Below are 25,446 nucleotides of genomic sequence, written 5' to 3' on the forward strand. Positions count from 1 at the left end.
CGAACATTCATTTGCTAGAAAAGGTAATTACGCTCGAAAATATCTCTCTTGTAGACTTCCTGGGAATACAAAACCAAAACATTAAAGAAATAGCCTCAGCATTCCCAGAGAGTAAAATTATATCACGAGGAAATGAGATCCGGATACAAGGGACCGCACCACAGATTCTGAAGATCAACGACATTCTCAACTCCCTTCAGAACCATTACAACAAGTACGGTAAAGTCACCCATGAAAATGTGGTGTCATACATCAACGATGAGCAGCACAGTTCGGCTCATACCAATGCTGATGATGTGCTGGTTTTTGGTACTCGAGGATTTAAGATTACTCCCAAAACTAAAAATCAAAAGAGCCTGGTACAGGCGGTTGAGAAAAATGACCTAATCTTTGCTATTGGTCCTGCTGGTACTGGTAAAACGTATATTTCAGTGGCACTGGCTGTGAGAGCTCTGAAGAATAAGGATGTGAAGAAGATCATCATCACGAGACCGGCAGTGGAAGCTGGGGAGAATCTGGGATTTTTACCTGGAGACCTCAAAGAAAAGATCGACCCTTATTTGCGGCCAATCTATGATGCCCTAAACGACATGATTCCTTCAGAAAAACTCAGATATTACCGTGAAAATGGTGTGATTGAGATTGCTCCGTTGGCTTATATGCGTGGGCGTACGTTAAATAACGCCTACATTCTGTTGGATGAGGCCCAGAATACCACTCCGATGCAGATCAAGATGTTTCTCACTCGTATGGGACCCGATTCTAAGGTGATCATTACCGGAGATCGTTCACAGATTGACTTACCTAGAAATCAAAAGTCTGGATTGATAGAAGCTTTACATGTATTAAAGGATATCAAAGGGATAGGGTTTGTCACACTGGATGAGAAGGATGTGGTGCGTCACAAATTGGTGAAGGATATTGTCAGAGCTTACAATGATCATCAGGAAAACGATAAGCATGAAGGTTCTAAAAGCTGATACTAAGGAATTACAGGATAAGGCGTTTGCTATCCGTAGAGAAGTATTCGTGGTGGAGCAGGAAGTATCCACGGAGGAGGAGTTTGATGAGTTTGAAACAATCAGCACACACTTTGTGGCCCTGGATGATGACGGTCAGCCAGTAGGTGCTGCGCGTTGGCGGGAAACAGATAAAGGCATCAAGCTCGAGCGCTTTGCAGTGAAGAAGAGTTGGCGTGGAAAAGGTGTAGGAACGAAGCTGGTAGAAGTGGTTATCTCGGATATCCAGCAGCAGAAAGGTACTGGGCACTATCTATACCTTCATGCTCAGCTACCAGCAGTACCACTCTATGAGAAGTATGGGTTTCAGAAAAAAGGAGACCAGTTTTCCGAGTGCGATATCCTGCATTACTTAATGCATCGCAAATCTTAATCAATCGTTGTATGTGTTGGATTTATTGGTGATATTAAGTCGCTATTACCAATCTAACCGTCATTTATGTTTAAATGGTCCGCCTTTCCATTTATACGTCTTTCTATTGCCTTGTCTGTTGGGATAGTTCTGTCTGAATCATCCTCAGTAGCTAATTTCCTATTAGACTTTTGGTGGATTCTACCTATCATAGCACTGTTGATGTATGCGGTTGGCCGAACCATTCAGATGAAAGGTCTTGTGTGGTTGTTTCTGATGGCAGTGATTGGCGGGTGTCTCGGCTATTTGCAAGTGGAGAGTCGGTTTGATCAGCATTATACTCATTTCGAGCAGCCAGATCGCTATGTAGGTGTCGTCAAATCATACCCTAACGAACGCAAACGACATTTCAGGTATGAAGTAGACGTCTTCCAATTGGAGTATGCTGAGAAGTCCCATTCAACTTACGGTACGGTACATCTCTACATAGAAAAGTCCGCTGGAGCCCAGCTCACTTATGGAGATGTGGTGATGGTGGATAAAGGATACTTCGATGTATCAGCTCCGAAAAATCCAGAAGAGTTTAACTACCAGGCCTATCTCGCCCATCAGAATATATATGCGCATGCCTTTGTAGACGCATCAGAGGTCACTGTGCTGGATCATATGGACCTGAATCCACTGCTGGCTTGGGCCTTTGAGATACGAGCAGATGCACAGGCAATGATTCATGATTATGTGCCCGGAGAACAGGAGCAAGCTATAGTTTCTGCTCTACTTCTGGGGATAAAAGACCATCTGGATAACGAGATCAGAGAAGCGTATAGTTCTGCCGGTGCTATGCATGTGTTGGCAGTTTCCGGACTTCATGTAGGAATCATCTTTATGATATTGAACATCCTATGTAAACCATGGAAGGAGCACCATTATGGACGCTTTTTGTTCATGGTATTAGCCCTAAGTCTTATCTGGATGTATGCTTTGGTGACTGGGTTTTCCCCTTCGGTAATGCGTGCTGCCACCATGTTTAGTGTGGTTATTATCAGCACCGCTTTCAACAAAAGGGCCAATGTATACAACTCGCTGGGGATTGCTGCCTTTGTATTGATATTGATGGACCCATTTGTGATCTATTCGGTAGGTTTTCAATTGTCATTTGTAGCTGTTTTTGGTATTCTGATGTTTCATCCATTGATCTATCATAAGCTGCATGTTCATTCTAAAGTTGGTGATTACTTATGGTCTATTATCTGCGTTTCTCTTGCGGCTCAAATTGCCACTTTTCCACTTACCCTTTACTATTTTCATCAGTTTCCTACTTACTTTCTTGTATCCAATCTATTAGTCATTCCTGCAGCATTCGTTATGTTATCTGCCGGCTTGGTCTTGTTGCTTTTTGGGGCGGTGATGCCGATGGTTGCTTCCGTTTTTGGGGTGCTTTTTGGTCATTTTGTATGGTTGGTCAATCAGTGTGTGATGTTGCTGCAGTACTTGCCATTTCCTTTGTTTGATTGGTTGTATGTAGACCGCATTGATGTAATTAGTATTTACCTGATCATACTGCTGATTTATACTGGTGTGACCACTTACAGTTATCACAGTTTGCGTTTTGCTGGCTATTGCTTTTTACTTCTAAACGGTTGGGTGATGTGGAAAAGCTGGTCAACAGATCAGTTGAACCAAGTAGTCTTCTATGAGATTAATGGTATCAATGCGATAGATATCATTCATGAAGGAAATGCCACACTATTGTTAGACTCTTTGCCCGACAGCCGGAGGGAAGAGGTGTTTTACCAGGTAAATCCCTATCGATTGGCGCAAGGACTACCGAAAGCTGAGGATAGTTGGGGCCTATTGACCCAGTCAGGTTTGGTACGAGGATCTGAAGGTTATACTTATTTCATGATTGAAGGTTTGCAGATTCTGATGATTCAGAATTTGGACGATTTGGAAATGGTGAATCCGGTGGATGCTAACGTAGTATTGATAAATGATGAGATTAATGCTTTGCCAGATCAGTTGTCTTATGATTTGCTGGTGTTTGGTAACCGGCTGCACAGCTATCAGACCAGAGAGATCCGAAAACAATGTGAGGATAATAGGTACTCTTATCACTCATTAAAAGATGATGGATATTTGGTGTTAGACCTAAATGAATTAGTTTTTCGCAATAATAAAAACCAGCTAAGTCACCTGGACAATCTTTGAATAAACCACTAGATATATTAAAGCAATACTGGGGATATCCTGCTTTCAGGTCACTGCAGTCTGAGATCATTGGAGCTGTACTGGATAAACAACCAGTGCTTGCACTGTTGCCTACTGGAGGCGGAAAATCAGTCTGTTTTCAGGTTCCTGCGTTGTGTTTGGATGGTGTCTGTATAGTGGTGTCACCGCTCATTGCTCTGATGAAAGATCAAGTGGAGCAATTGCGAAAGCGCAATATCAAAGCTGCAGCGATCTACTCTGGAATGTCTAAGAAGGAAATTGACATTATTCTGGATAATTGCATCTATGGGGAGATCAAGTTTCTCTATTTGTCTCCTGAGCGTCTAAAGACTGAGCTGTTCATAGAGCGTGCCCGGCGAATGGATATCAGCCTGGTGGCTGTAGACGAGGCTCATTGCGTATCTCAATGGGGGTATGATTTTAGGCCGCCTTATTTGGAAATTGCTCAGTTTCTGGAAGTAATTCAAGTATCAAGAGTCATTGCCTTGACTGCCTCAGCTACACGAGAGGTAAAGTTTGATATTCTGGATAAGCTGGAAATGAAGGAAGCCAGTATTTTTCAAAAGAGTTTTGCCAGACCTAACCTTTCTTATTCTGTTTTCCAACTGGAGAACAAAGAACAGAAAATCCTGGAAGTCTTGAATCGGGTGCCTGGGAGTAGTGTGGTGTATGTGCGAAGTAGGAAGCAAACAAGAGAGATTGCTGAGTTTCTATACCATCACAACATATCCAGTGACTACTATCACGCCGGAGTGCCCGGATCAGTACGTGCCGAAAAACAAGACAAATGGGTGGCAGGTAGCACCAGGGTAATGGTAGCGACCAATGCGTTTGGGATGGGAATAGACAAGGCGAATGTGCGCACGGTCATTCACTATGATTTGCCAGATTCACTCGAGGCTTATTATCAGGAGGCTGGTAGAGCTGGAAGAGATGAGAAAAAAGCCTATGCCATACAGTTGTTTTCCAAGAGCGATATAGACAATTTGAAATCCCGAACAGAGCAAGCGGCTGTTTCAGTAGATCAGATCAAGCGCGTCTACCAGGCATTGGCCAACTATTTCAAACTGGCAGTAGGAAGCAATGCCATGTCAAGCTTTGAGTTTGACTACCAGGCATTTGCCAAAAACTTTGATCTACCACTAATAGAGACCTTTCATTGCCTCAATAAACTAGCAGATGAAGGTTTAATTGCTTTAAATGAACCTTTCAAGGAGACGTCCAAGGCGATTTTCACAGTGGAACAGTCCGAGCTATACAAATTTCAAGTCGCGAATAGAGCCATGGATCCAGTGATTAAGGTGTTGATGCGATTGTATGGAGGAGAGATGTTTTCGGATTATGTGAAAATCAAGGAAAAGGACATAGCAGCCTTAATGGGAGAGTCTGTCAAGAAAGCGGTAACTCAGCTTCATTACCTGCATCAGGCGGACATCATCGAATACCAGAAGGCCAGCGACGTGCCACGGATCACATTCCTCACACCTCGATATGACGCTAATAATCTGCCACTTGATCAGGATCGAATCAAGTGGCGCCGGGATGTTACCATAGGTAAGGCCAGTTCTGTGATTAACTATGTGACTGATACCAGGAAGTGCCGTTCACGAGTCATTCAGCAATACTTTGATGAGATCAGCTATGAAGACTGTGGGGTGTGTGATGTATGCATAGCTAAAACGAAACACACCGCCACAATTCCTCTACAGGAAATCTTATCCTTCCTCCAGACTGGTGCGAAATCGGAAGATCAATTGATCCAGCAGTTTAGTGCTATGGACTTTGATGATCTGGTGACCAGTTTGCGAGTACTTATGGATCGCAAGAATGTCTACCTAACCAAATCAGAGCTTTTTGCTTTGCAACCTGATTAACTAGATTTCTTGGTAGTTCCGGCTGGTTTTACGTGTTTCCAGGAGTCACCTCGTTTGATGCTGAAAATGGTCCCTACAGAGACTCCAAACTGCTTTGCAATGATTTTCACCCTGGTCTTTCGGTTTGGATCGGCCATCATTTTCTTGATGATAGCTACCTGAGTCCTTGTCAGCTTGTTATTGGGTGTAAACTCCTTGTCATAGGTGTATGCCGATTTGTGGAATTTACTCATGTGGTGCTTAAAGGACTCTTTGTCCACCCATTTCAGGTTGTCAGCAGCAGGGTTTCCTTTGTTTTCATCTAGAAATATCAGATGATCCAGCTTGTTTGGGTTAGGCACAAAGAGTTCGGCCACTACTTTGTGAACGTAAATGAGTGTATTTTTTCCATCGGTCTTCCTGGTAGGAATGGCCCGATATCCCATGTTTTTGTAATGCTTCAAAAGCTTGGGAGGATTGAAATACAATGATTTTACTTCACCATAGTTGCTTACCAGGAATTTGTTCCTGATATCTTCATGTTCCCATGTTTTCCATTCTTCCATATGCGAAAAGAAAGGCGGCGTGTAATTCAAAAATACGCTAAATTTTTGATAATCAAACACATAAAAAAAGAGCGAATTGTTAAATCCGCTCTTTATTTTGACTTTTGTTAGCTTTTGTTATTCGGCTTCCTCTTCCAGAGCGGCCACTCCAGGGAGTACCTTGCCTTCCATATACTCCAGCAAAGCGCCACCTCCAGTACTGACATAGGATACCTTATCTCCAAAGCCTAGATTGTTGATGGCTGATGCAGAATCTCCACCACCGATCAGTGAAAAGCCACCATTGTCAGTTGCTTTTACCACCGATTTAGCAATAGCTTCTGTACCTACAGCAAAGGCTGGGAACTCAAACACGCCCATTGGGCCATTCCATAGAATGGTTTTGGATTTTTCGATCGTTTCTGAGAACAACTTAACCGTCTCAGGACCTATATCCAATCCCTGCCAGTCGTCAGGTATATTGCCAGCAGCAACTGTTTCTTTCTTGGCGTCTTTGTTGAAATCGTCCGCAATCACCGTATCCACTGGTAGAATGAGGTTAACTCCTTTTTCTTTTGCCTTGGCCTCCAGCTGTTTGGTAAGCTCCATTTTGTCAGCTTCCAGTAGCGATTGACCAATATTACCTCCTTTGGCCTTGGAGAAGGTGTAGGACATTCCTCCACCTATGATTAGGTTGTCTGCCACATCGAGTAATCGTTCGATGATGAGTATCTTGTCTGAAACCTTAGCTCCACCCATGATAGCAGTGAAAGGTCTTTGCGGTTCACCTAATACTTTTTTGGCATTTTCAAGCTCCTGTTGCATCACATACCCGCAGCATTTGTCATTAAATGATTTTGCCACGATCGTTGTGGAGGCGTGTGCTCGGTGAGCAGTACCAAAAGCATCGTTGACGTAGATGTCACCCAGCTTGGCAAGGTTGGAAGCGAAGGCTTCATCACCTTTAGTTTCCTCTGTGTAGAAACGTACATTTTCTAGCAAAAGCACCTGGCCAGCACCAAGGTTTTTACTCTTTTCCAATGCTTCTTCTCCCACACAATCGTTAGCAAACTGAACATTCACGCCCAGTTTTTCACTCAAATCTGGAATGATGTGTTTAAGAGAAAATTTCTCTTCAGGACCAGTTTTAGGTCTTCCAAGATGACTCATCAAAATCGCGCTACCACCTTCATCTATAATTTTTTTGATCGTAGGAATAGCCGCTTTGAGACGAGTGTCATCTGTTACATTAAAATGCTCATCCAAGGGCACATTGAAATCCACACGGATCAGTGCTTTCCTGTTTCTAAAATTAAAATCATCTATGGTTCTCATATCCACTTAGTTTATAGTGCTAAATTGTTCTATCTGATAATAAAAGCAAAGGTTTATTGCAGTTTATCTCGATGCGGCCCGTTTTAGCCGATCGTTAATCGCCTGTCCTATACCTTGATCTGGGAACCGCTCCGTTAGAATCAGGTCTATGTTTTTCTGATCCATAGTACGTAAGGCACCAAAAAGATGCCTGGCCGCTTCATCCAGGTCTTTAGATGGGGATAGGACTAGTTGATTTTCAGGGGGAATTTCGTCAAATGTATCATGAAAACTGATTACGCCAAGTTTTCTATTTTGAAATCTTTTTATGAGCATATCGAGTTTGCCGATCACAATTCGTTTGGATGGGGCGTAGTGGGTTTTAAGCATGCCAGGGGCCATCGGGTCACTGGAGTGAATGATTTTCAGCTTGACTTTGCCGACTACCCGCTCGATATCCTCTACTTTTTTGCCTCCCAGTCGGTAGATCACTGGTTTGGACTCTTCATTAAATCCGATGATCGTAGACTCGATACCAATGGAGCACGGTCCACCGTCTAGAATATACGGGATTTTATCTCCTAGCTGATCTTGCACATGCTGTGCTGTGGTAGGAGATACATAGCCGAAGGGATTGGCACTTGGTGCCGCAAGCGGAAAATCGAGCATCTTCAACAGCTCTTGCGTCAGCCTGTGATGAGGCATGCGGATAGCCACAGTTGGTAAACCCGAGGTAAGCAGATCAGGGAGGTGCTTTTGTTTCTCAAGGAGTATGGTAAGCGGACCTGGCCAAAAAACATCTGCCAGTTTCATTGCCTGCTCTGGAATATGAGTCACGTAGCTCTTTACTTTGTCCAAACTATCCGTATGTGCGATCAATGGGTCAAACTTCGGTCGTTTTTTAACCTTGAAGATTTCGAGGATTGCGTCTTCATTGAGCGCATTACCGGCAAGGCCATATACGGTCTCCGTGGGAATAGCTACTAATTCGCCTTCAGAAAGGAGCTGTGCTGCACGTTCTATGTCTGTCCCAAATACTGCCATGACTGAAATACTCCACAATTATCCTAATTTTTTTTGATAATCACTGATATATTTACCACTGAAACATGATACCTAATTAGCTATGAATAAAAGCACCAGAAATACCTTAAGACTGATCTCTGTAATTCTTGTTTTAGCATTGGTTTTAATGGAGCTCAACATCATTCCTAACTTGCTCAACTATAAGTTTTGGTTCATGGTGGCGGCCTATGCGCTGGCATTGGTAACTTATCGCTAAAGCGGCAACCGGATGATCCGCTGCGTTCTTTTCTCGCCTGCATAATAAAGGGTGCAGAAATAGATGCCCGGTTTCACAGGTATGCCAGCATTGTTGAGGCCATCCCATTCGATTTTGTTATCACCCGCGTACTGTGGTGCAAAGATCAAGTTGCGTACGAGTCTTCCCCCGGCATCAAACAAGTCAATAACTACTTCGTGACTTTGTGGTAGTGAATAGGAGAGAGTAGTCTTGTCCTGAAAAGGATTAGGATATGATAGAAAGCTGAGGTCTGCCGTTATATCTGGAGTGGGGTCAAAATACTGTACATTCTCCAGGTACTTCTCAAATGTGCCATTGCCATGCGTGGCTACCACCATTCTTCCGTCCAAGGTTCGGTAATCCATCATTACTACCACCGAATTGCCGATTTCATCTGGACTATTTTGAAACCATATGGTATTGCCTCCGGCACTGACCGATGTGGAATAGAGACCTATGCTTGTGCCCACATAATATTCATATCCAGATGTAGTAGGAACGATCTGTGCCCATCGTACACTTGGCCCGTTACCGCCACCATCAGGATATTGCTCCAGGTTACCACTGATATCTATGAATGTATTTCCCCCATCCAAACTTTCAAAAATGGAAGGGGAGTTGTAGTTGGATAAAGTGACTAAAATGTGATCAGAATTGGTAGGGTGGATGGCGATGGAAGATAAGTGAGCACCAGATGGAAACAGCATGGAATCCTGAACAATGGATGCTGCCATCATTTGATCATTGCTCGCATTTGTGATTTTTGATAGTCCGGGTTGTAAACCGGATATTCCTGCATAGACCACATCGTCGCTAGAGGAGATGGTTAAGCAGGAATAGTAATTTGCCTGGAGGAGTTTGGAGCTGGCTATCCTTGACCACCCGACCGAGGTGCTTTTCTGAACTCCTCCAGGGATTTGTGCCAAATTGTGATTACGCCAAAGGTGATTTCCTCCTGTCAGAAACATGATATTGCCATTTTTGGGGTCCAGTTGATAGGGGTTGATGAAAAGGTAAGGCTCTTCGGTACCACCTCCGATTGGGTCCACCCGGGCAAAAGCTTTCAATTTGTAATCATCTCCAATACTCACTCGGTAGATTTGACTGTTTTGAAACGATACATATCGGTAGTCCGCATTGGGAGATACAGCGGCATACCCACCATCACCGCCAAGTACACGGTTCCATGAGGGGTTTTCACCAGGAGCATCTCTGAACCAACTCCCATTGTCTTGCATTCCTCCTATGATTTCGTTGGTGGTAGCATCTTGTCTTTGATTGATGCTGTAAAACTGCGAAGTGACAAAACCATTGTTTAAACTATGCCATTCCACTGTATCTCTCAGGTTGTTATTGGACTTAATCAGACCTCCATCAGATGCAGACAACATCTCATTGGGGTTATTCGGATAAAAAAGAAGAAGGTGTTGATCTGCGTGATGGCCTTCGTACTGGGAGGCGTTATTGGCAGGGCTATATCCGCCAATCCAATCTGTTCGGTTTGGTGAATTGAAACCGTCGGTAGAGCGGTACAGGTTAGTGCCTCCTACAAACACCACATTGTTTTGCTCAGGATGCACTGCCACCAACATGTTATAGCTGTCTTGAGAATTGTAGTCTCCATATTCTCCACCCAACTTTGGGATTCCATAGGGCAGACTTTTCCAGTTGCCTTGTATAGTCTCATCAGAACGAGAAATAACCTCGAATTTCAACAACGAAGGAAGTTCACCGGATGTAAGAAAATAGATTTCATCTCCAGAGGCATTGCTACCAATAACTGTTCGGTCATATTGCTCAGGCAGGAATGCTGGTGTAATATTCACCCAGTCTGTGCCATTCAGACTATAATAAACCCCAGCATTGGTATAATACGCTTCTTCGCAGGCACCATTCCTACTGGCAGAAGTAGCACTGCTAAGCGTAGCAAACAGTATACCGCTTGCCGTCTGATGGACATTGGTAAAAAAAGGGGCTACCGAACAGTTAAGGTCAGTCACATCCAGGCCAAACAGTTGCTCACCTAGTATGGTGTTCCAGCTCTCACCACCATCCGTGGACCTCAGGATGCCACCAAATGCTGCTGCAAGTAGTTCCTCCTGTTCGTTATTGTTCTCATTGATCTCCAGATTCCAGATGTACTGAAACATGCTGGTAAAGTTATCAGGTGTTGCATTATCGATAGTGGAAGTCAGTAAGGTCCAGTTTTGTCCATTGTCAGTGGACTTGTAAATGCCACCTCCTCGGAATGGCGACACCACACTTCTGGCGCTATTACCCACGAGTTCCCCAGTGCCAAAATACCAGGTGTTTTCATGCTGAGGTCGGGTATCTTGAACTAGCGCCGTGACGCTATTTCTAAGTTTTGGGTCGGAGGTACGAGTCCAGGTTATTCCTTCATTGGTCGTGCGCCATATACCACCAGAAACTCCTCCAGCCAGTATGGTTTGATCGTTTCGGATGTCAAACGCTACTGCGCGAGTTCTCCCACCAATATTGAATGGGCCTGCTTTTCTAAATTCGTCTACTTCGGTGCGTAGTTGGCTGCTTGAGCCGTTTTCCTTTCTAGGAAGGGTCTGTGCAAAGGCCAGTTCTTTTGCTCTAATATTTGTGGGAATCTGACCTGTTTGTGGATCCGCGGTTAAGAGTACTTCATAGTCAGCTCTTGCTTTCGGATCTTCGGAGGTAGCGATAGAGGGCTCCGAAGGAGGTGTAATGAAATAATCCGGGCCACTGTAAGGGGTCCGGATTATGCTAAAAAGTGATATTAGAACTATGTAATGAAGGAGTTTTCTCACTCAATCACCGTATTTACTTTGTTCAGTTTGCCTTCATCTAATGGTGCAGTGACTACACCCTCACCGTCATTATTCATGTCATCTTTGGTGGCGTAGATGTAATAGGCGATTGGCTTCAGTTCCTTAAATGTTACTCTTCCTTTGCTGTCTGAAAGTGCAGTTGCTACAGCGTTTTCACCTGCCCGGTAGTCTTTTTCATTTTCGAAAATGGAGACTTTAGCTCCTTCAGTCTGGTTGCCAAGTCCGTCGATGACGGTAATTCTTAATTTGGTAGGCAACAGCTGGTTGTTTGTGCTCTTGAATGAGAATAGGCCTGCCAAAAGAATGGCTGAAAGAACGAATAAGATGTATTTCATAGTTTTCATTGTTTCGAGTTTATTTACTTATTGAACAAAAACTCAGCCAGTTTTTCAAACTGATCTGCTTTTTTGTATTTACTGTCATTGTAGTTATTGGCTACCAATCGAATGTAACTGGGACTGTCATCCACCAGAATATGTTCAACCAATATATTTCCAAATTGCTGATCTAAACGTTGTTCGGGGTTGCTTAGATTCACTTTGGGTTTAAAATAGTATTTGGAGACACTTTCCACCTGATCTCCCTTAGCAGTAATTGTAGTATCTGCATTGGCTCGTTTGTAATCCAATTCCTTCACTTTTTCACCAAGCCAGTCAAACAGGAATTGAAAAGCCTCTTTTCCTATAGATGACGAATAACTTACAGCAAATCCGTTGGATGATGGTGTGTTGAGTAGATGGACATCAGGCTCCCCAATGAGGCCCTGCTGTTTCATGGTGTAGGAGCTTTCAATGGCTTTTATAAGCTCCAGTCGCTCAAACGACCGAGACCAGAGGTCATATGATTCCTGATAGCTTTCAGACCGCTTGATCGGTTCATGCACCAGGATTTCATTGGCGGTTGATTTTTTCGGGAATAGTTGGTCTACGATCTGATCAAAAAAAGTCATCTATTTTACAACTGTTACCGATCCATACTGTTCGAGAGTGCCTTGCTCTGGCTCAAGCGTGCTGGTAAATAGCATGCGATAGGCGTAAGTCCCTTGAGGTACGAACCGTCCTTCGAATGTTCCATCCCAGCGGAAGTTTTTGTTCGTAGAATAGTAAACCAAATCACCCCATCTGTTAAATACGTACACTTGAAACTGGTCTACAAACTCATTAGGAAATGCAAACCATTCTTCATTCTGACCATTTCCGTTTGGACTAAATGCATTCGGTACAAAGATGGTCCTGTAGCATTCTCTTGATACGGAAAGAGTGACAGTGTCTGTCTGAATACAATTTGGAGGGGACACATCCCTAACTTCCACATAGTAGGTGCCACTGTCCAGATCACTCACGCTGTAGGAGCTACTCCTTAACTCTTCGGTGCCAGTAAATACCGAGGTTCCGGTTTGATTGAATACGTTGATTTCTACCATAGCAGGAATTTGACGACTAAAGTTGATCTGAATGTCACCCGTTCGTACGCATTCATTCTGAGCAATCGCGTCCATCTCAAAACCAGCATTATCTTCTAACTGGAATACTTCCGTGCGGGTACAGCCTGTCACCGAATTGGTGATGCTGGCTGTATAACTACCAGATGACAAGCCTGTAAAAGGAGGGGTCTCTCCTGGTCCGTCAAAAGTAAATGGTCCAGCAGCTACTGGTCCAGATAGCTGATAGGAAAAGCTCCCATTTTCATCTATTTGCAAGGCGAATTGTCCATTGGCCTGACTGCACTCCGGATTGATTACATTGGCCTGACTGGCCGTTGGGGCTGGCTGCACAGTGATGACAAGTGTGTCACGGTAGATACAGCCAGTAAAATCATTGATAACTTCTACTGCATAGGAGAAATCACCGGCTGTGGATGCAATTACCTGTTGAGTTCGCTGATCACCGATTTCCACACCATTTTCCGTCCAGGTGAAGAACGGTCCCGGATCATTGGCATCTAACAGCAATGTATCAAACTGACAGATAGTTTGGTCAGGTCCCAGATCTACAAAAGATTCACCATCTCCTATGAAGACGGTAAGTGTGTCAGAGCTACAGCCAAAATCACTAATAATGGCCACATCCACTACGGTAGGGGAGTCGAAAGTTACCTGACGAGTAGTATCTCCTGACGACCAGTAATAGTTAAGATCTGATCGGTCCACATTCCAGGCAGAAAGCGTCACAGATCCTCCGCATAGTGCTGTATCTGTAGGGACAAGTGGTTCTTCGGGTATGGTGAATACTGTGACAGTGTCTGTAAGTACACTATCTACATCACATCTATTGCTCAGAGTCAAGGTAACCACGTAGGTACTATCCACCGTGTACACATGTGATGTGTCCGGATTTTGAAGGTTTGCGATCACAGTACCATCTCCAAAATCCCAGGTGTAGAATTCGATGCTGCTATCGCGCCCTTGTCCGGAGAAGAGTGTTTCCTGTCCCGCACAAGCTACAGTGGTGGAGATGTTTGGTAGCTGTGGTGATTCGGTCACTTGCTGTGTGAAGTTGGGGAGTCCTAACCGGGAAGTCCTACCCAGTAAGTCCACACCAGATTCGAGGAATGAAGCTCCTGCATCATCGCCAGAAGGGTTGCTAATGGTAGCTAGCTGGGTAGTACCATCTATGGCAATATAGATCACTCCATCAGGTCCTGTCTGCATGGCACCATAAGTGTTCAAGGTCGTGGCATAGCCATCGAATTTTGTGGCCATGATGTCTGTGGCCGGATTTTGACTGTTGATGCTATCCAGATCGTATTGAATCACTTTGCTGGAGGTGGTCACGTAAAGTCTGGAAACGTCAGGGGCAAATTCCAATCCATAGATCCTTGCTCCAGGCTCTTCAATATCGATTAGTCTGGAGTTGCTCACTTCTCCGTTGGTCAGGTCATAATTCAATAAATCTACATAGTTGGTAGCACCTGGTATGACTACAGCCACAAAATTACCTCCGGGGGCAAAGCGCATGTACCCGGTGGCTCGTGGTTCTTCTTCAAAGATATGTTCCTCTCCTGCGGAGGAGTGCAATGGACCCACTACTCCGTTTGTGTTGATCTGATAAGACCGAAAGTTATTGTTGCCATATTCATGTGCCAACAGATACGGAGTTCCTGTAAATCCTGATGCGGTAACGCGCTCAGAGCTACATTCTACAATAGGTATATTCTTCACCATGACCGCTCCACGAGCGGTGTCTTTTTTCATGTCGACGATCGACATTTTCAGATTGAAAGTGAAATCCCCATAGACCTCTTCGGTAGTGAACACATAGAACATTGTCATTTCTTCGTTGAATGGAAGGATCATGGCCGACTGTGCAGCCGTACTGTCTCCACCTATATTGGTGCCATTGACCATAATATCATGTTCTTTGTTCCAGACCGTGGAACCGTTCGTGTAGAAGAGCAATTGACCACTTTCGTCAGAAATAGTGGCACATCCTTCGGGTGAAAACATCTGGTTGGCATCCACCAGAGCTGTGGGTGGGGTAGTGTTAAAATCCAAGCCGGCCATTTCACCAAAGTACCATTGATTGAAGCGCTGAGACTGCACACCATACTCAGTTACCTCTATTTCATCATAGGCAGAACAACCCGAGGCGTAGAACTTTTCCACCCAGTAGGTGCCGGCTGTATCTACCGTAATGACCGAATCGGTCTCTCCTGTACTCCAGATATATCTGACTCCGTCATTTCCCGCACTCAAGTCCAGCGTTTCATCCACACATATAGTCGTATCATTACCCAGGTCCAGACTATCCACTGTTACAATTTCTATGAATTTAGAAACTGTCTGAGTAAAACCATCCAGCTCCACGGTAAGTGAAACCATCGGACCTCCCGCACTAGGATATTCATGGTTTACTGCTGGTCCAAAGGCAAACCCACCATCTCCAAAATTCCAGAAATAATTGTCGGGAAGAGGGTCCACCACGGCTATGAACTTGGCGATTCGATGCTCACATGTATCCAGAGTAATGAAATCCAGAGTGGTGAAGTATGGTCTGGGAAAATAGGATGGTGCAAACTCTGGGAATTGTGTACCAGCAAAATCAAGATCAAAAACCAGGTTGTTGTAAATGATACCTGAGGCTACGGTAGAGTCAGCGCGGTTGATACTGCCTAGTTGAAATGGAGATGCACTACTTGCGTCTTGATACAAATGATAGATTCTACCGTCAGGAGCGCGTTTGAGTCCATAGCTTCGAAATACGGTATTACTTAAGGCAGGAACCACAGGCGGTAGAGTGGCTGTAGAATCCGTAAAGTCTACCTGGTAGATGTTTCCACCATTGGTATCATCCCCTGTTCTGGAATAGTACAGTTTAGATCCATCTTCGGACCACTCCAGGTCGTAAATGACAGTTGCTCCTGTATCAGTGTACCCAGTGTTCAATAGCTGTTGTTGAAAGGATGGTGTACCTGTAGCAGGGTCAAAGTCCAGCAGCACGATGTTTCGATTGATTCTTTTTGGCGAGATTGCCAAAGTTGTTGCTCCCAAAGAGTCTGTCTTGATGGCAAGTGCCGTGGCCTCAAAAGCCGCAATGGAGTCTGGAAACACATCATAAGTTGCTGGTGTACCCAGTCCTGCAGCCGTTATTTCGGTAACGATCAAATCAAGCGTAGTAACATCTTGTGTGACCAGCCAGAAACTTTGGCCATTGGTACTCTCCAGGATTTTCAGAAGTTCACCGGTATTGGTGATCCCGGTGCTTTGATTGATAGCGCCTTCTATATCTCCTCTCGGAAATTCGTTCACGGTAGAATTGCCGGTAAGTGAGGCATCCACAGTTGTTACTTCAATAGCTGATCCAGAATTGGTGAAAATGAGGTAGCGGGTGGAGTCACCGGGTAGAGGCGTGGAGACTACAGGTTGAATTTTGGTGAGGTCCGCGTTAAGCCGGTCAGCGCCTAAACCCGGCAAAATTTGGTGTTGGTTATCATAAATGACTTCCCCGTCAGAATAAAAAAGTAAGTTTCCTTTCTGTTTATCGGCAATAACCGTGGATCCGTTCGTTCCAAAAGGAGTAGCCTGATGGTCTACTTCTGTAGCCGTACGGGCGCCTTTGTCGTAAACAAAAGCATTTTGGTTCGCTCCAAAGTACCAATGCCTTTCGGTAATGTTCTGAGCATGAACCCATTGAGCCGAAAATATTAGGATCAAAACAACTGATTGTAGAAACTTATGCATGCACAAATTAAGGGTTAAATCTTCGGGACCTGTCCCATGAATACAACACTATGTAAATTTAGTACAAAATACTAACGCTAAACTTTACGTTACATTACCTAGTTTAGCAACTTTAACAAGAATCATTCGAAGTGTCTTCTAGTGGTTCAGGTTAATCAAAGTATCTTAGTCATTATCGATTTGATTAGAACGCACACATATCGGCCTATTATCAGTTTTGGTACCTTATCGGTGCTGATGCTGGTCCTTTTTCTTCCTAACAGTTCACAAGCCCAAGACCCGCAGTTTTCACAGTATTATGCGGCTCCTCTTTACCTGAATCCAGGACTGACAGGAATTAATCAAAAAGGTAGGGCTGGAGTCAACTACCGAAACCAGTGGCCTTCTATAGATGCCAACTACGTGACCTATTCTGCATATGTTGATTATTTTTTCGAAGAGCAGTATAGTGCTTTGGGACTAATCGTTAATCGAGATCAGGAAGGTCTCGCTGGTCTCAGATCGACAAATGTAGGGTTACAATATGCCTACCAGCTCAATCTGAACTACAACTGGACCTTTCGGCCAGGGGTGGAAGCTTCTTATTATTGGCGTGATCTGAATTTCAGTGCACTTACATTCGGGGATCAATTTGATGAAACTGGACAAGTAAGACCAGTAACAGGTGAACCTTTCACTGGGCAAAACGCCAGGTTTTTTGATCTGGCGTTTGGTGGAATTCTCTACAGTGGCAATCTGTGGTTTGGGGCTGCGATGCACCATGTGCTGGAGCCAAACCAGGCGGTAGCAGGTGGTGATGACCCACTTTCCAGAAAGTTTTCACTACATGGCGGATACAAAATTCCATTTTCAAAGCTGAGTAATAAATCACGGCCCAATCCAGACCAACGGGAGCGAAGCATGACCCCAACGATCAACTACAAACAGCAGGGCCCATTCAAGCAGCTGGATGTGGGATTGTATCTTACATTAGAGCCGGTGTTGGTGGGACTTTGGTACCGCGGGTTACCAATAGAGGGCTTTAATAATACCAAAAATAGTGAAGCGTTCATTACGATGATTGGCTTCAATACGGGCAGTACCACCATTGGTTACAGCTTTGACTATACCATATCTGATCTGGGTATTGGCAGTGGTGGCGCTCATGAGATTTCCATTACCTATGCCTTTAGCCTGGCTGATCCTCGCAAGCCATCAAGAGAGGTGAGGGAGTTGAGGTGTCCGGTGCCATTCATTTTTTAGGGTTTTACAACCTAATTCAATTAGAGGCTGTCATTTTTACTTAGCTTGTAATTCATAGTATATCTTCGGGTTGAGTTATGTCTCGGATTGTTTCATGTTTCATTCTCATTTTTTTTGCCACTTGGACCTGGGCTCAAGAGCGCATGGTTCTACGTGTCGTTGGGGATGCTGATGAACCACTAGTAGGAGCTACGGTGAGCACTGACTCTGGAGACTTTTTTGTGGCAGATGAAAGGGGTGAGGTAATGATTGCCTGTGCCTGTGATAGTTTGGGTATTCTGGTCCAGTATGTTGGTTATCTTGACTACCAGAGGACTGTCCGTGTTGAAGGCAATCGTGAGATTCGCATGACCTTGTCTGATAAAGTAATGGATGAAGTAGTCGTGAGCGGACGATCAGACCAACAGCTACTGCAACAGTCTTCAAGTGCCTTGTCCTTTTCCATAGAATCAAAATCACATTTACCTTTTCTGCTGGGTGAGCGAGATCCTATCAAGTACCTTCAAACTCAGGCTGGCGTATCCACCGGTACCGATGGAAATAATGGCTATTACGTTCGTGGTGGTGGAATAGATCAAAATGCTATCGAGCTAGATCAAATGGAGTTTTACAACACGAATCATCTTTTTGGTTTTTTTTCTATGTTTAGTGCGGAGGCTGTTGATCGGGCAGACTTTATGAAAGGTGGGTATCCTGCGTACATCGGTGGGAGACTTTCATCCACATTGAGCATGCATACGGTAGATCCGGATGTTACAAAGTTTAAAGGGCATGTTGGTGTCGGACTATTGGCGGCCAAAATCAATTTACAAACTCCCGTGATCTCAAATCGGTCTGGGGTGATGCTTTCATACCGACGTTCCTATTTTGATTTGATAACACAGAATGTATTACCTGAAGAATCTGAAATAAGAAGGAGTACCGATTATCGGTTCAAGGACTTGATCGTGAAGTACAAGCATCAGATAAATGCTAAGAACAGTGTGTCTGTGGTCGGTTTTACAGGCGGGGATTTTAATGACTTCCAGAGCAGCAGAACTTTTTCTAATAAGATAGACTGGCAAACATGGAATGCCGGATTGACATGGAATACACTCCTAACCGATAAAAGTGACCTGGAGTTTTACTTGAATGGTGGGCATTTCAATCAAAGTTTTCAAGCGACAATAAGTTCATTCGGTATAGATCTCAACTCTGAAATAAGGAATCTCAAGACTGGGTTCCGACTCTTTCAAAATATAGGTTCTCACGAACTCACCTATGCTGCTCAATGGGTCAATCGCAGGTTTAGACCGAGCCAGGTAGATATCAATACAGGTAAAGATAGTTTTGAACTGGATGAAGCTGAATACATCTACACCTCAGAGTGGTCTGGATCTTTGGATGATTACTGGGTGATCAACGATCGAATCAGGGTTGGTGTGGGGTTGCGTATTAGTGGCTTTATGCACTGGGGGCCTTTTGACCGATATAGGACACAGAATGGAGAAGTAACAGATACACTGACCTACAGCCGTGGACAAGTTGCCCAGTATTACTCGGGGTTGGAGCCACGCTTTCGCATCAATTACCTGCTGGATGCAGCCACATCCTTGAAGCTGTCCTACGACAGGACTTTCCAGTACATTCACTTATCGCCTTTAAGTTCGGTCTCCTTGCCAACCGATCTATGGGTGCCCTCTACAGCTCAGGTGGCACCACAAAATGCACATCAGTTATCCTTAGGGTATTTTAAGATGATGTCCAATCTGGGCTTGAATTATTCGGTAGAAATGTTTGGGAAATGGCTAAATAATCAGATGGAGTGGCGTAACGGAACGATTGCTGGATATTCCAATAGTCCTAATTTTGACGATGATTTCATTTTCGGGAAGGGGTATTCTTATGGGGTGGAGTTTTCTGTCAATCACTCCACTGCGATTTTCAAAGGAGAGTTAAACTATACCTTGAGCAGAACCTTTCGGGAATTCTCTGAGGTGAATCAAGGGGTTCGATTCCCTGCGAAATATGACCGAATTCATGATGTGAATTTGGTAGGATCGGCCTTCCTGGGAAAATGGACTTTGTCAGGCATGTTTAAACTTGCCAGTGGTACAGCCTTGACCCTTCCTACTGCCAAGTATTTGATTGGTGAGCGAGTTATAAGTGAATATTCCAGTAGGAATGGATTTAGAATGCCTGTGTATCACCGAATGGATGTCTCTGCCACCCTTGTCCCGGAGGACCACCCAAATGTGAAATGGGTTTTTTCCGTTTACAATATTTACAATAGGGCGAATCCATATTTCATTTATTTTGATGTGCAGGGTAGTGTGGACAATTATTCACTCGACGTAGATCTGGAAGAAGTGTCTTTGTTCCCTGTTTTGCCTTCTATTAGTTACCAGTTAAGCTTTTGACACATGAAGTTTGTGCTACCTAGTATTGTTTGTTTTTTGCTTTACGCATGTTCGGGTTTGGATGATGGTGATTTTTCCAGGGTCCGAAAGGTGGTGATTGAAGGTTCCATTGAGCAAGGTGAATACCCTATAGTCTACCTGACTTATAGTTCTGGTTTTTATGAGCCGGTGGATTCTGCCAGTTTGCAAGAGTTAGTTTTGGCTACAGCAAGGGTAGAAGTGAGTGACGGGGAGCAGTCAGAAGTGCTAACACTCTTTAGAAATGCTAAAGTGTACCCACCTTTCTATTATCGCGGAACGGAGCTTAGAGGAGAAGCTGGAAAAACCTACACACTGGATGTAAGAAGTGGAGGCGAGAATTACTTCTCTGAGACCACCATACCTTCTGTAACTCCACTAGATAGTATTTGGGTAGAGCCCGAAGCTGAAAGGGATAGCCTGGGAAACCTGTGGATTCGATTTCAGGATGTTGCTGGTCAGGATAATTATTACCGAAATTTCGTTCGCTTAAAGGGAAAAGAAGAAAAATATCATCCGGCCTATCAATCAACTATATCGGATCGTGCATTTGATGGTCAATTGTATGAGCATCCAGTCCTTAATCTGCCCGAATCTTTTATTGAAATTGGAGATGACGTATTATTCCAAAGAGGAGATACCATAGAGCTAAAGTTCTGTACGATTGACGTCCACCACTTCGATTTTTGGAGAACCCTGGAGCGAGAGCTTTATTTAGTAGGCAACCCATTTGGGTCAACGGGAAATGAGGTTATTTCCAATATCCAAGGGAGTAAACCGGCTCTTGGTGTTTGGGGTGGATATGGAGTTACTCACAAAACCATCATTTTTCAATAAAAAACAAAGAGACCGTCTCAAAAGTGAACCAATCTCGATAATTGTCACATTGAGCTTGTCGAAATGTACTTAATAGCACGATAATTGGTTTCGACAGGCTCAACCTGACATTCGGGAATTACTTTTGAGACAGCCTCTTATAAATACATTCCTAGATAGTATTATCCCAGGTCGGAGAAGTCAATATAGTCAATCCAATCATCCTCATCCAGATCGTCATTTATTTGATCAACTAGATCGTTGATGGCACTTTCCAGTCCATCGAAACCTGACTCAAGGAAGTCTTCCACATCAACTTTGCTTTCATCTTCAAAGACCATTCTTGCACCCAGTTCAATGTATTCCTCAGAGTAATCACCATCCTGATAATCATCAATAAAGGTATAGAACTCCACGTCTGCGGCAGATTTGCCTGTAGAAATATAGGTGGCTTTCAAAACCCCGTGTTCGTTCAGGGCATCTTCTATTGCCGTAGCATTGCCTTCCAGATCTGGTCTTGGATCCTCATCGTATGAATCATGGTAAGTATCCAGATCACCAATTTCGTTCCACAATGAAGCAAAATCAATCTCAGCATCAAACTTCAAGTCCATAAGCGTAAAGGAGAACGTGCCGTCAGTTACAACCTCCGTTGGATCTTCTGACTCATCAGCGGCATCAATTGCGCTATCAGAGAAGTCACCGTTTATTTCAGTAGAAGAAGCAATCAGTGTCTTAGAACCATTGTTGAAGCTGACACTAGCACCCACTTTCGAAGTGGTGTTGGTGAGTCCAACTGTCAGGCTAAACGAGCCCAAAGTCATCTCTGTATCAATGGATTCAGGAACACCTTCGCTATTGTAATCAATTTCAAATCCATAAGTCATGCTGGATGATCCATCTACCTCCAGGCTCACATCAAGTGAAGTAGGTAAATCGCCATCATAGTCTTCGTCCAATGGATTGCCAATGGTAACACTACTGTAGTTACTCAAAGTCAGCGTAGCATCATTGGTAGTACCGTTAACTTCTGATGGAAACTCGAAGATCACTTCATCCGTACTGTTGTCTTCGAAATCATATTCTTCGGTATCGAAGTTCCAGGTATAAGTCCCAGTGTTTTCATCAAAGAGCTCTTGAAGTGACGTGAAGTCATCCTCATCGTCTTGTGCGATGCGGGCGGCAGCATAGCCAAACTCCACTGCTGAGGCTTTTTGATAGGTAAACCCAAGGATGGACTTAGCCATAGTGATGACGCTTGACTGGTTGATTCTTCCTCCTTCGTCATCTTCGTATTGGTTGGCATGTAGTCCAAATGAGGTTAAAGCTTTTACGCCTGGTTCTTGTTGCATAGCGGCCATTTCATTGACGAAATCAACCCCTATTTGCTGCATGAGTTCTTTGTTTTGTTCTACTGTTAATGGCTCTGTGATTTCATCGTCGCCACCATTTTCTTTGTCCTTTTCGCATCCTGCAAAAAGGAGAGCACTTCCTAATGCTAATAGTAATAAGAGTTTTTTCATTTTATAATTTAGTTTGCGGTTATGAATCTTTAGACACATACTATGTATGAATGGTTGTGGGGTCTAAAAATTTATCAAAAGTACCGTGACGTAGCTTATTCGCGCAATACCCAGTTTGGTGTATTTTTAGAATTGTCAAACTATTAACCAATGAATGAAGGCCTGATATTCTCCCTATTACTTGTAATCATTACTGCTGACTTTTTCTTAGAGCGACTACTTGGTTATCTCAATACCAAGAGTGCCAAAAAACTTATTCCAGAAGAACTCAGTGGTATTTATGATGAAGAGCAGTATGCCAAGTCTCAAGCGTATCATCGGGCTACTTCCAAGTTTGGAATGCTGACTGCCACCTTTTCATTCGTGCTTCTTTTCTGTGCGATCTATTTTGGTTGGTTTGGGATGCTGGATAAGTGGCTCCGGGAGTTTTCTCCTTTTGGTCCGGTTACTACCCTGCTCTTTTTTGGAGTCCTGTTTATAATCTCTGATGTGATAGGAACTCCCTTTGGTTGGTATCAGACCTTTGTAATCGAGGAGCGTTTTGGGTTTAACAAAATGACACAGAAGACTTTTTGGTTGGATAAGCTAAAGAGTTACTTGCTTACCATCATCATTGGAGGCTTGCTGTTGGCAGCTTTAATTTATTTGGTCATGGAAATGGGAAGTGGCTTCTGGATATATTTTTGGGCCATTATCACCGTATTCATTCTCTTCCTCAACGTATTTTACACATCCATCTTACTTCCATTGTTCAACAAGCTAACGCCCATGGAAGATGGATCGCTCAAGCAAGCCATTGAGGATTACAGCAATAAGGTCAAATTTCCGCTCAAAAACATTTTTGTGATGGATGGCTCCAAACGTTCTAGTAAAGGAAATGCATTTTTCTCAGGTCTGGGAAGGAGCAAAAAGGTTGTACTATTTGATACATTAGTTGCCAAGCACACGACTGAGGAACTCACTGCAGTATTTGCTCATGAAGTGGGTCATTTCAAGAAAAAACACATCATTTATGGCACGGTCATCAGCATTTTATCCATAGGAGTAATGCTGTACTTGCTGTCTCTGATGATTTACAATAGTGAAGTGAGCTGGGCTATGGGAGGTGATATCACGGCTATACATCTGAATATTCTGGCTTTTGGCATTCTCTACACGCCAATTTCCAGGGTCCTTGGTGTTTTTGGTAACCTGTTTAGTAGGAAAAATGAGTTTGAGGCGGATGCATATGCTGTGAAGACGTATGACGGTCAACCGCTGATCGAAGGGTTGAAAAAGATGAGTAGCGATCACCTTTCCAATCTAACACCACATCCAGCTTACGTTTTTGTTCACTACTCACACCCACCATTGCTAGAGCGCATTCGTGCCATGAAGAAAAGTATGAATGGATGATGAAGTGGCGCTATCTGCTATATGGAGTTTCTGCAGGTCTCTTACTGATTGTCCTGCAAGTATTTCACTACCGAGCCATGATTCATGATATTGAGTTGGAGCTTTTTGGGGTAATTGTTGCCATCTTATTTATGGCTCTGGGGGTGTTTGTGGGGCTACGATTTGTCGGCAAGGAAAAATTCCATTCAGTGAACAAATCCAAAGCAAGCAAACTGAAGCTAAGCGACCGGGAGTTGGAAGTGCTTCATTTGTTGTCCGAAGGGTTGAGCAATCAAGAAATAGCCGACAAGTTGTTTGTATCCTTGAATACGACAAAAACTCATCTGTCTAATCTCTACATGAAACTCAACGTGAGTAGGAGGACCCAAGCCGTGCAAAAGGCACGTGAATTAGGCGTTTTGTCCTCACCCTAAAGGACTATTGTGCCAAAATCACCCAAAAGTATGAGCTGAATGCCGCACATTTTCGCTTTCATTGAACCTGAAAAACAACAATGAACAAATGAATTCAATGAAGGGAAATCCGGTAGTGCGTTTTGAAATTGGTTGTGAAAACTCTGAAAAAACCCAGAGCTTTTACCAGGAGGTTTTTGGGTGGGGAATGTCCCCTTCGGAGCACACGGTTAATGTATCTACAGGAAGTAATCGAGGCATTTCCGGAGCTATTACCAGTCTGGGACATGAGCCTCACCAATACGTCATGTTTTATGTGGAAGTGGACAGTGTTACTGAAACCCTCAAATCGATCCTGGCCAATGGAGGGACTAATTTAGTGGGGCCACTACCAACAGGTACCGGGCAGTATTTTGCCTGGGTAAAGGACCCAGAGGGAAATCAAATAGGAATAGTATCAATAAAGAAATAGCAAAATGAAAACATCACTGAATTACGCACTGAAATATGGTGCTGTTGCCGGAGTAATAATGATTGTTAGTTGGTTTGTAAGCCACCAACTCTTCACCTCCGAAGATGGATCTTTTGACTCATCAATGGGTGAATTTTTGGGATATGCGGCCATGATCTTAGCCTTTACGATGGTCTTTCTGGGAGTCAAAAACTATCGAGACAGAGAAGGAGCAGGACATATCACTTTTGGAAAGGCTTTCTTGATTGGATTATACATTGTGCTGGTCACCTCTGTTATTTACGTGGTTGGGTGGATGATTTACTATCCTAATTTCATGGCAGACTTCCCTGACCAGTACTTGCAGAGCCAACTTGCTCAACTAAAAGAATCCGGTTTGTCAGAGACAGAGATCCAAACAAAGAAAGAAGAGTTAATTGGTTGGATGGAATGGTACAAAGAACCTCAGAACATGGCAGCAATGACCTTTATGGAAATATTTCCGGTTGGGCTAATTGTGACGGTGATTTCTGCTTTTATTTGGAAAAAGAAGTGATTTGCAAAGTCTCCCAACTACTGGAATTTAAATGCATTCCA

At 43.8% G+C, this 25,446-nt stretch carries 20 protein-coding genes; 12 read left to right on the plus strand and 8 right to left on the minus strand.

Annotated features, from left to right (window positions below; translation table 11 throughout):
• Positions 1 to 11 precede the first annotated feature (11 nt).
• From ACO067_RS18685 to ACO067_RS18700, 4 genes are all read left to right on the plus strand, one after another.
• A complete protein-coding gene (locus ACO067_RS18685) occupies positions 12 to 980 on the plus strand; it encodes a PhoH family protein (protein ID WP_421876900.1) in 969 nt (322 codons plus the stop codon).
• On the plus strand, positions 961 to 1,392 hold the full coding sequence (locus tag ACO067_RS18690; protein WP_421876902.1) for a GNAT family N-acetyltransferase: 432 nt from the start codon (positions 961 to 963) through the stop codon (positions 1,390 to 1,392). The genes ACO067_RS18685 and ACO067_RS18690 overlap by 20 nt, the downstream gene beginning before the upstream one ends.
• A gap of 66 nt (positions 1,393 to 1,458) precedes the next feature.
• Positions 1,459 to 3,579 carry a ComEC/Rec2 family competence protein gene (locus ACO067_RS18695; RefSeq protein WP_421876904.1) on the plus strand — a complete coding sequence of 707 codons (2,121 nt, stop codon included), beginning with the start codon at positions 1,459 to 1,461 and terminating at the stop codon, positions 3,577 to 3,579.
• Positions 3,576 to 5,474: a RecQ family ATP-dependent DNA helicase gene (locus ACO067_RS18700; protein WP_421876906.1), complete on the plus strand. Its 1,899-nt coding sequence runs from the start codon at positions 3,576 to 3,578 to the stop codon at positions 5,472 to 5,474. Before ACO067_RS18695 ends, ACO067_RS18700 begins: the two co-directional genes overlap by 4 nt.
• Here the strand turns inward: ACO067_RS18700 and ACO067_RS18705 are convergent.
• The 3 genes from ACO067_RS18705 to ACO067_RS18715 form a co-directional block, all read right to left on the minus strand.
• Positions 5,471 to 6,019 carry a hypothetical protein gene (locus ACO067_RS18705; RefSeq protein ID WP_421876908.1) on the minus strand — a complete coding sequence of 183 codons (549 nt, stop codon included), beginning with the start codon at positions 6,017 to 6,019 and terminating at the stop codon, positions 5,471 to 5,473. The genes ACO067_RS18700 and ACO067_RS18705 overlap by 4 nt on opposite strands.
• Positions 6,020 to 6,136: 117 nt before the next feature.
• Positions 6,137 to 7,333, minus strand: coding sequence for a phosphoglycerate kinase (locus ACO067_RS18710; protein WP_421876910.1), 1,197 nt, complete (start codon positions 7,331 to 7,333; stop codon positions 6,137 to 6,139).
• Between the two features lie 63 nt (positions 7,334 to 7,396).
• Positions 7,397 to 8,374, minus strand: coding sequence for an L-threonylcarbamoyladenylate synthase (locus ACO067_RS18715; RefSeq protein WP_421876912.1), 978 nt, complete (start codon positions 8,372 to 8,374; stop codon positions 7,397 to 7,399).
• Between the two features lie 64 nt (positions 8,375 to 8,438).
• Between ACO067_RS18715 and ACO067_RS18720 the strand changes: the two genes are divergently transcribed.
• Positions 8,439 to 8,594 carry a hypothetical protein gene (locus tag ACO067_RS18720; RefSeq protein ID WP_421876914.1) on the plus strand — a complete coding sequence of 52 codons (156 nt, stop codon included), beginning with the start codon at positions 8,439 to 8,441 and terminating at the stop codon, positions 8,592 to 8,594.
• On the opposite strand, the gene ACO067_RS18725 is transcribed toward ACO067_RS18720, so the two are convergent.
• Genes ACO067_RS18725 through ACO067_RS18740 form a run of 4 tightly spaced genes read right to left on the minus strand, consistent with a single transcriptional unit; the run spans position 8,591 to position 16,613 of the window.
• Positions 8,591 to 11,413 (minus strand): FlgD immunoglobulin-like domain containing protein, encoded by a 2,823-nt coding sequence (locus ACO067_RS18725; RefSeq protein ID WP_421876916.1) that lies wholly within the window; start codon positions 11,411 to 11,413, stop codon positions 8,591 to 8,593. The two genes, ACO067_RS18720 and ACO067_RS18725, sit on opposite strands and share 4 nt — an antisense overlap.
• Positions 11,410 to 11,769: a carboxypeptidase regulatory-like domain-containing protein gene (locus ACO067_RS18730; RefSeq protein WP_421876918.1), complete on the minus strand. Its 360-nt coding sequence runs from the start codon at positions 11,767 to 11,769 to the stop codon at positions 11,410 to 11,412. Before ACO067_RS18730 ends, ACO067_RS18725 begins: the two co-directional genes overlap by 4 nt.
• A gap of 23 nt (positions 11,770 to 11,792) precedes the next feature.
• Positions 11,793 to 12,383 carry a hypothetical protein gene (locus ACO067_RS18735; RefSeq protein ID WP_421876920.1) on the minus strand — a complete coding sequence of 197 codons (591 nt, stop codon included), beginning with the start codon at positions 12,381 to 12,383 and terminating at the stop codon, positions 11,793 to 11,795.
• On the minus strand, positions 12,384 to 16,613 hold the full coding sequence (locus ACO067_RS18740; protein ID WP_421876922.1) for a gliding motility-associated C-terminal domain-containing protein: 4,230 nt from the start codon (positions 16,611 to 16,613) through the stop codon (positions 12,384 to 12,386).
• 180 nt (positions 16,614 to 16,793) lie between these two features.
• On the opposite strand from ACO067_RS18740, the gene ACO067_RS18745 reads away from it, so the two are divergent.
• From ACO067_RS18745 to ACO067_RS18755, 3 genes are all read left to right on the plus strand, one after another.
• Positions 16,794 to 17,855 (plus strand): type IX secretion system membrane protein PorP/SprF, encoded by a 1,062-nt coding sequence (locus ACO067_RS18745; RefSeq protein WP_421876924.1) that lies wholly within the window; start codon positions 16,794 to 16,796, stop codon positions 17,853 to 17,855.
• A 143-nt stretch (positions 17,856 to 17,998) separates the two neighbouring features.
• The gene (locus ACO067_RS18750; protein WP_421876926.1) at positions 17,999 to 20,254 is read left to right on the plus strand and encodes a TonB-dependent receptor; all 2,256 of its coding nucleotides are present in this window, start codon (positions 17,999 to 18,001) and stop codon (positions 20,252 to 20,254) included.
• A 3-nt stretch (positions 20,255 to 20,257) separates the two neighbouring features.
• Complete coding sequence (locus ACO067_RS18755; protein ID WP_421876928.1) at positions 20,258 to 21,109, plus strand: DUF4249 domain-containing protein; 852 nt, start codon at positions 20,258 to 20,260, stop codon at positions 21,107 to 21,109.
• 161 nt (positions 21,110 to 21,270) lie between these two features.
• Here ACO067_RS18755 and ACO067_RS18760 read toward each other — a convergent pair whose 3' ends face one another.
• Positions 21,271 to 22,611 carry a hypothetical protein gene (locus ACO067_RS18760; RefSeq protein WP_421876930.1) on the minus strand — a complete coding sequence of 447 codons (1,341 nt, stop codon included), beginning with the start codon at positions 22,609 to 22,611 and terminating at the stop codon, positions 21,271 to 21,273.
• 150 nt (positions 22,612 to 22,761) lie between these two features.
• Here ACO067_RS18760 and ACO067_RS18765 point away from each other — a divergent pair, with 150 nt between their 5' ends.
• The 4 genes from ACO067_RS18765 (at position 22,762) to ACO067_RS18780 (ending at position 25,405) form a co-directional block, all read left to right on the plus strand.
• Positions 22,762 to 24,006, plus strand: a complete 1,245-nt coding sequence (locus ACO067_RS18765; RefSeq protein WP_421876932.1) for a M48 family metallopeptidase — start codon at positions 22,762 to 22,764, stop codon at positions 24,004 to 24,006.
• Complete coding sequence (locus tag ACO067_RS18770) at positions 24,003 to 24,419, plus strand: response regulator transcription factor (RefSeq protein ID WP_421876934.1); 417 nt, start codon at positions 24,003 to 24,005, stop codon at positions 24,417 to 24,419. Before ACO067_RS18765 ends, ACO067_RS18770 begins: the two co-directional genes overlap by 4 nt.
• Positions 24,420 to 24,507: 88 nt before the next feature.
• Positions 24,508 to 24,870 carry a VOC family protein gene (locus tag ACO067_RS18775; protein WP_421876937.1) on the plus strand — a complete coding sequence of 121 codons (363 nt, stop codon included), beginning with the start codon at positions 24,508 to 24,510 and terminating at the stop codon, positions 24,868 to 24,870.
• Between the two features lie 4 nt (positions 24,871 to 24,874).
• A complete protein-coding gene (locus ACO067_RS18780; RefSeq protein ID WP_421876939.1) occupies positions 24,875 to 25,405 on the plus strand; it encodes a DUF4199 domain-containing protein in 531 nt (176 codons plus the stop codon).
• The last annotated feature ends 41 nt before the right edge of the window (positions 25,406 to 25,446 follow it).

The sequence above is a fragment of the Marinoscillum sp. genome (assembly GCF_965229915.1).
Classification (GTDB): domain Bacteria; phylum Bacteroidota; class Bacteroidia; order Cytophagales; family Cyclobacteriaceae; genus Marinoscillum.

What these genes read in the sequence shown, in the direction of transcription:
- ACO067_RS18690 (WP_421876902.1), top strand. Translation starts at nt 961, where the DNA reads ATGAAGGTTCTAAAAGCTGATACTAAGGAATTACAGGATAAGGCGTTT.
- ACO067_RS18695 (WP_421876904.1), top strand. Translation starts at nt 1,459, where the DNA reads ATGTTTAAATGGTCCGCCTTTCCATTTATACGTCTTTCTATTGCCTTG.
- ACO067_RS18705 (WP_421876908.1), bottom strand. Translation starts at nt 6,019, where the DNA reads ATGGAAGAATGGAAAACATGGGAACATGAAGATATCAGGAACAAATTC.
- ACO067_RS18710 (WP_421876910.1), bottom strand. Translation starts at nt 7,333, where the DNA reads ATGAGAACCATAGATGATTTTAATTTTAGAAACAGGAAAGCACTGATC.
- ACO067_RS18720 (WP_421876914.1), top strand. Translation starts at nt 8,439, where the DNA reads ATGAATAAAAGCACCAGAAATACCTTAAGACTGATCTCTGTAATTCTT.
- ACO067_RS18730 (WP_421876918.1), bottom strand. Translation starts at nt 11,769, where the DNA reads ATGAAATACATCTTATTCGTTCTTTCAGCCATTCTTTTGGCAGGCCTA.
- ACO067_RS18735 (WP_421876920.1), bottom strand. Translation starts at nt 12,383, where the DNA reads ATGACTTTTTTTGATCAGATCGTAGACCAACTATTCCCGAAAAAATCA.
- ACO067_RS18740 (WP_421876922.1), bottom strand. Translation starts at nt 16,613, where the DNA reads ATGCATAAGTTTCTACAATCAGTTGTTTTGATCCTAATATTTTCGGCT.
- ACO067_RS18750 (WP_421876926.1), top strand. Translation starts at nt 17,999, where the DNA reads ATGGTTCTACGTGTCGTTGGGGATGCTGATGAACCACTAGTAGGAGCT.
- ACO067_RS18755 (WP_421876928.1), top strand. Translation starts at nt 20,258, where the DNA reads ATGAAGTTTGTGCTACCTAGTATTGTTTGTTTTTTGCTTTACGCATGT.
- ACO067_RS18760 (WP_421876930.1), bottom strand. Translation starts at nt 22,611, where the DNA reads ATGAAAAAACTCTTATTACTATTAGCATTAGGAAGTGCTCTCCTTTTT.
- ACO067_RS18765 (WP_421876932.1), top strand. Translation starts at nt 22,762, where the DNA reads ATGAATGAAGGCCTGATATTCTCCCTATTACTTGTAATCATTACTGCT.
- ACO067_RS18770 (WP_421876934.1), top strand. Translation starts at nt 24,003, where the DNA reads ATGATGAAGTGGCGCTATCTGCTATATGGAGTTTCTGCAGGTCTCTTA.
- ACO067_RS18775 (WP_421876937.1), top strand. Translation starts at nt 24,508, where the DNA reads ATGAATTCAATGAAGGGAAATCCGGTAGTGCGTTTTGAAATTGGTTGT.
- ACO067_RS18780 (WP_421876939.1), top strand. Translation starts at nt 24,875, where the DNA reads ATGAAAACATCACTGAATTACGCACTGAAATATGGTGCTGTTGCCGGA.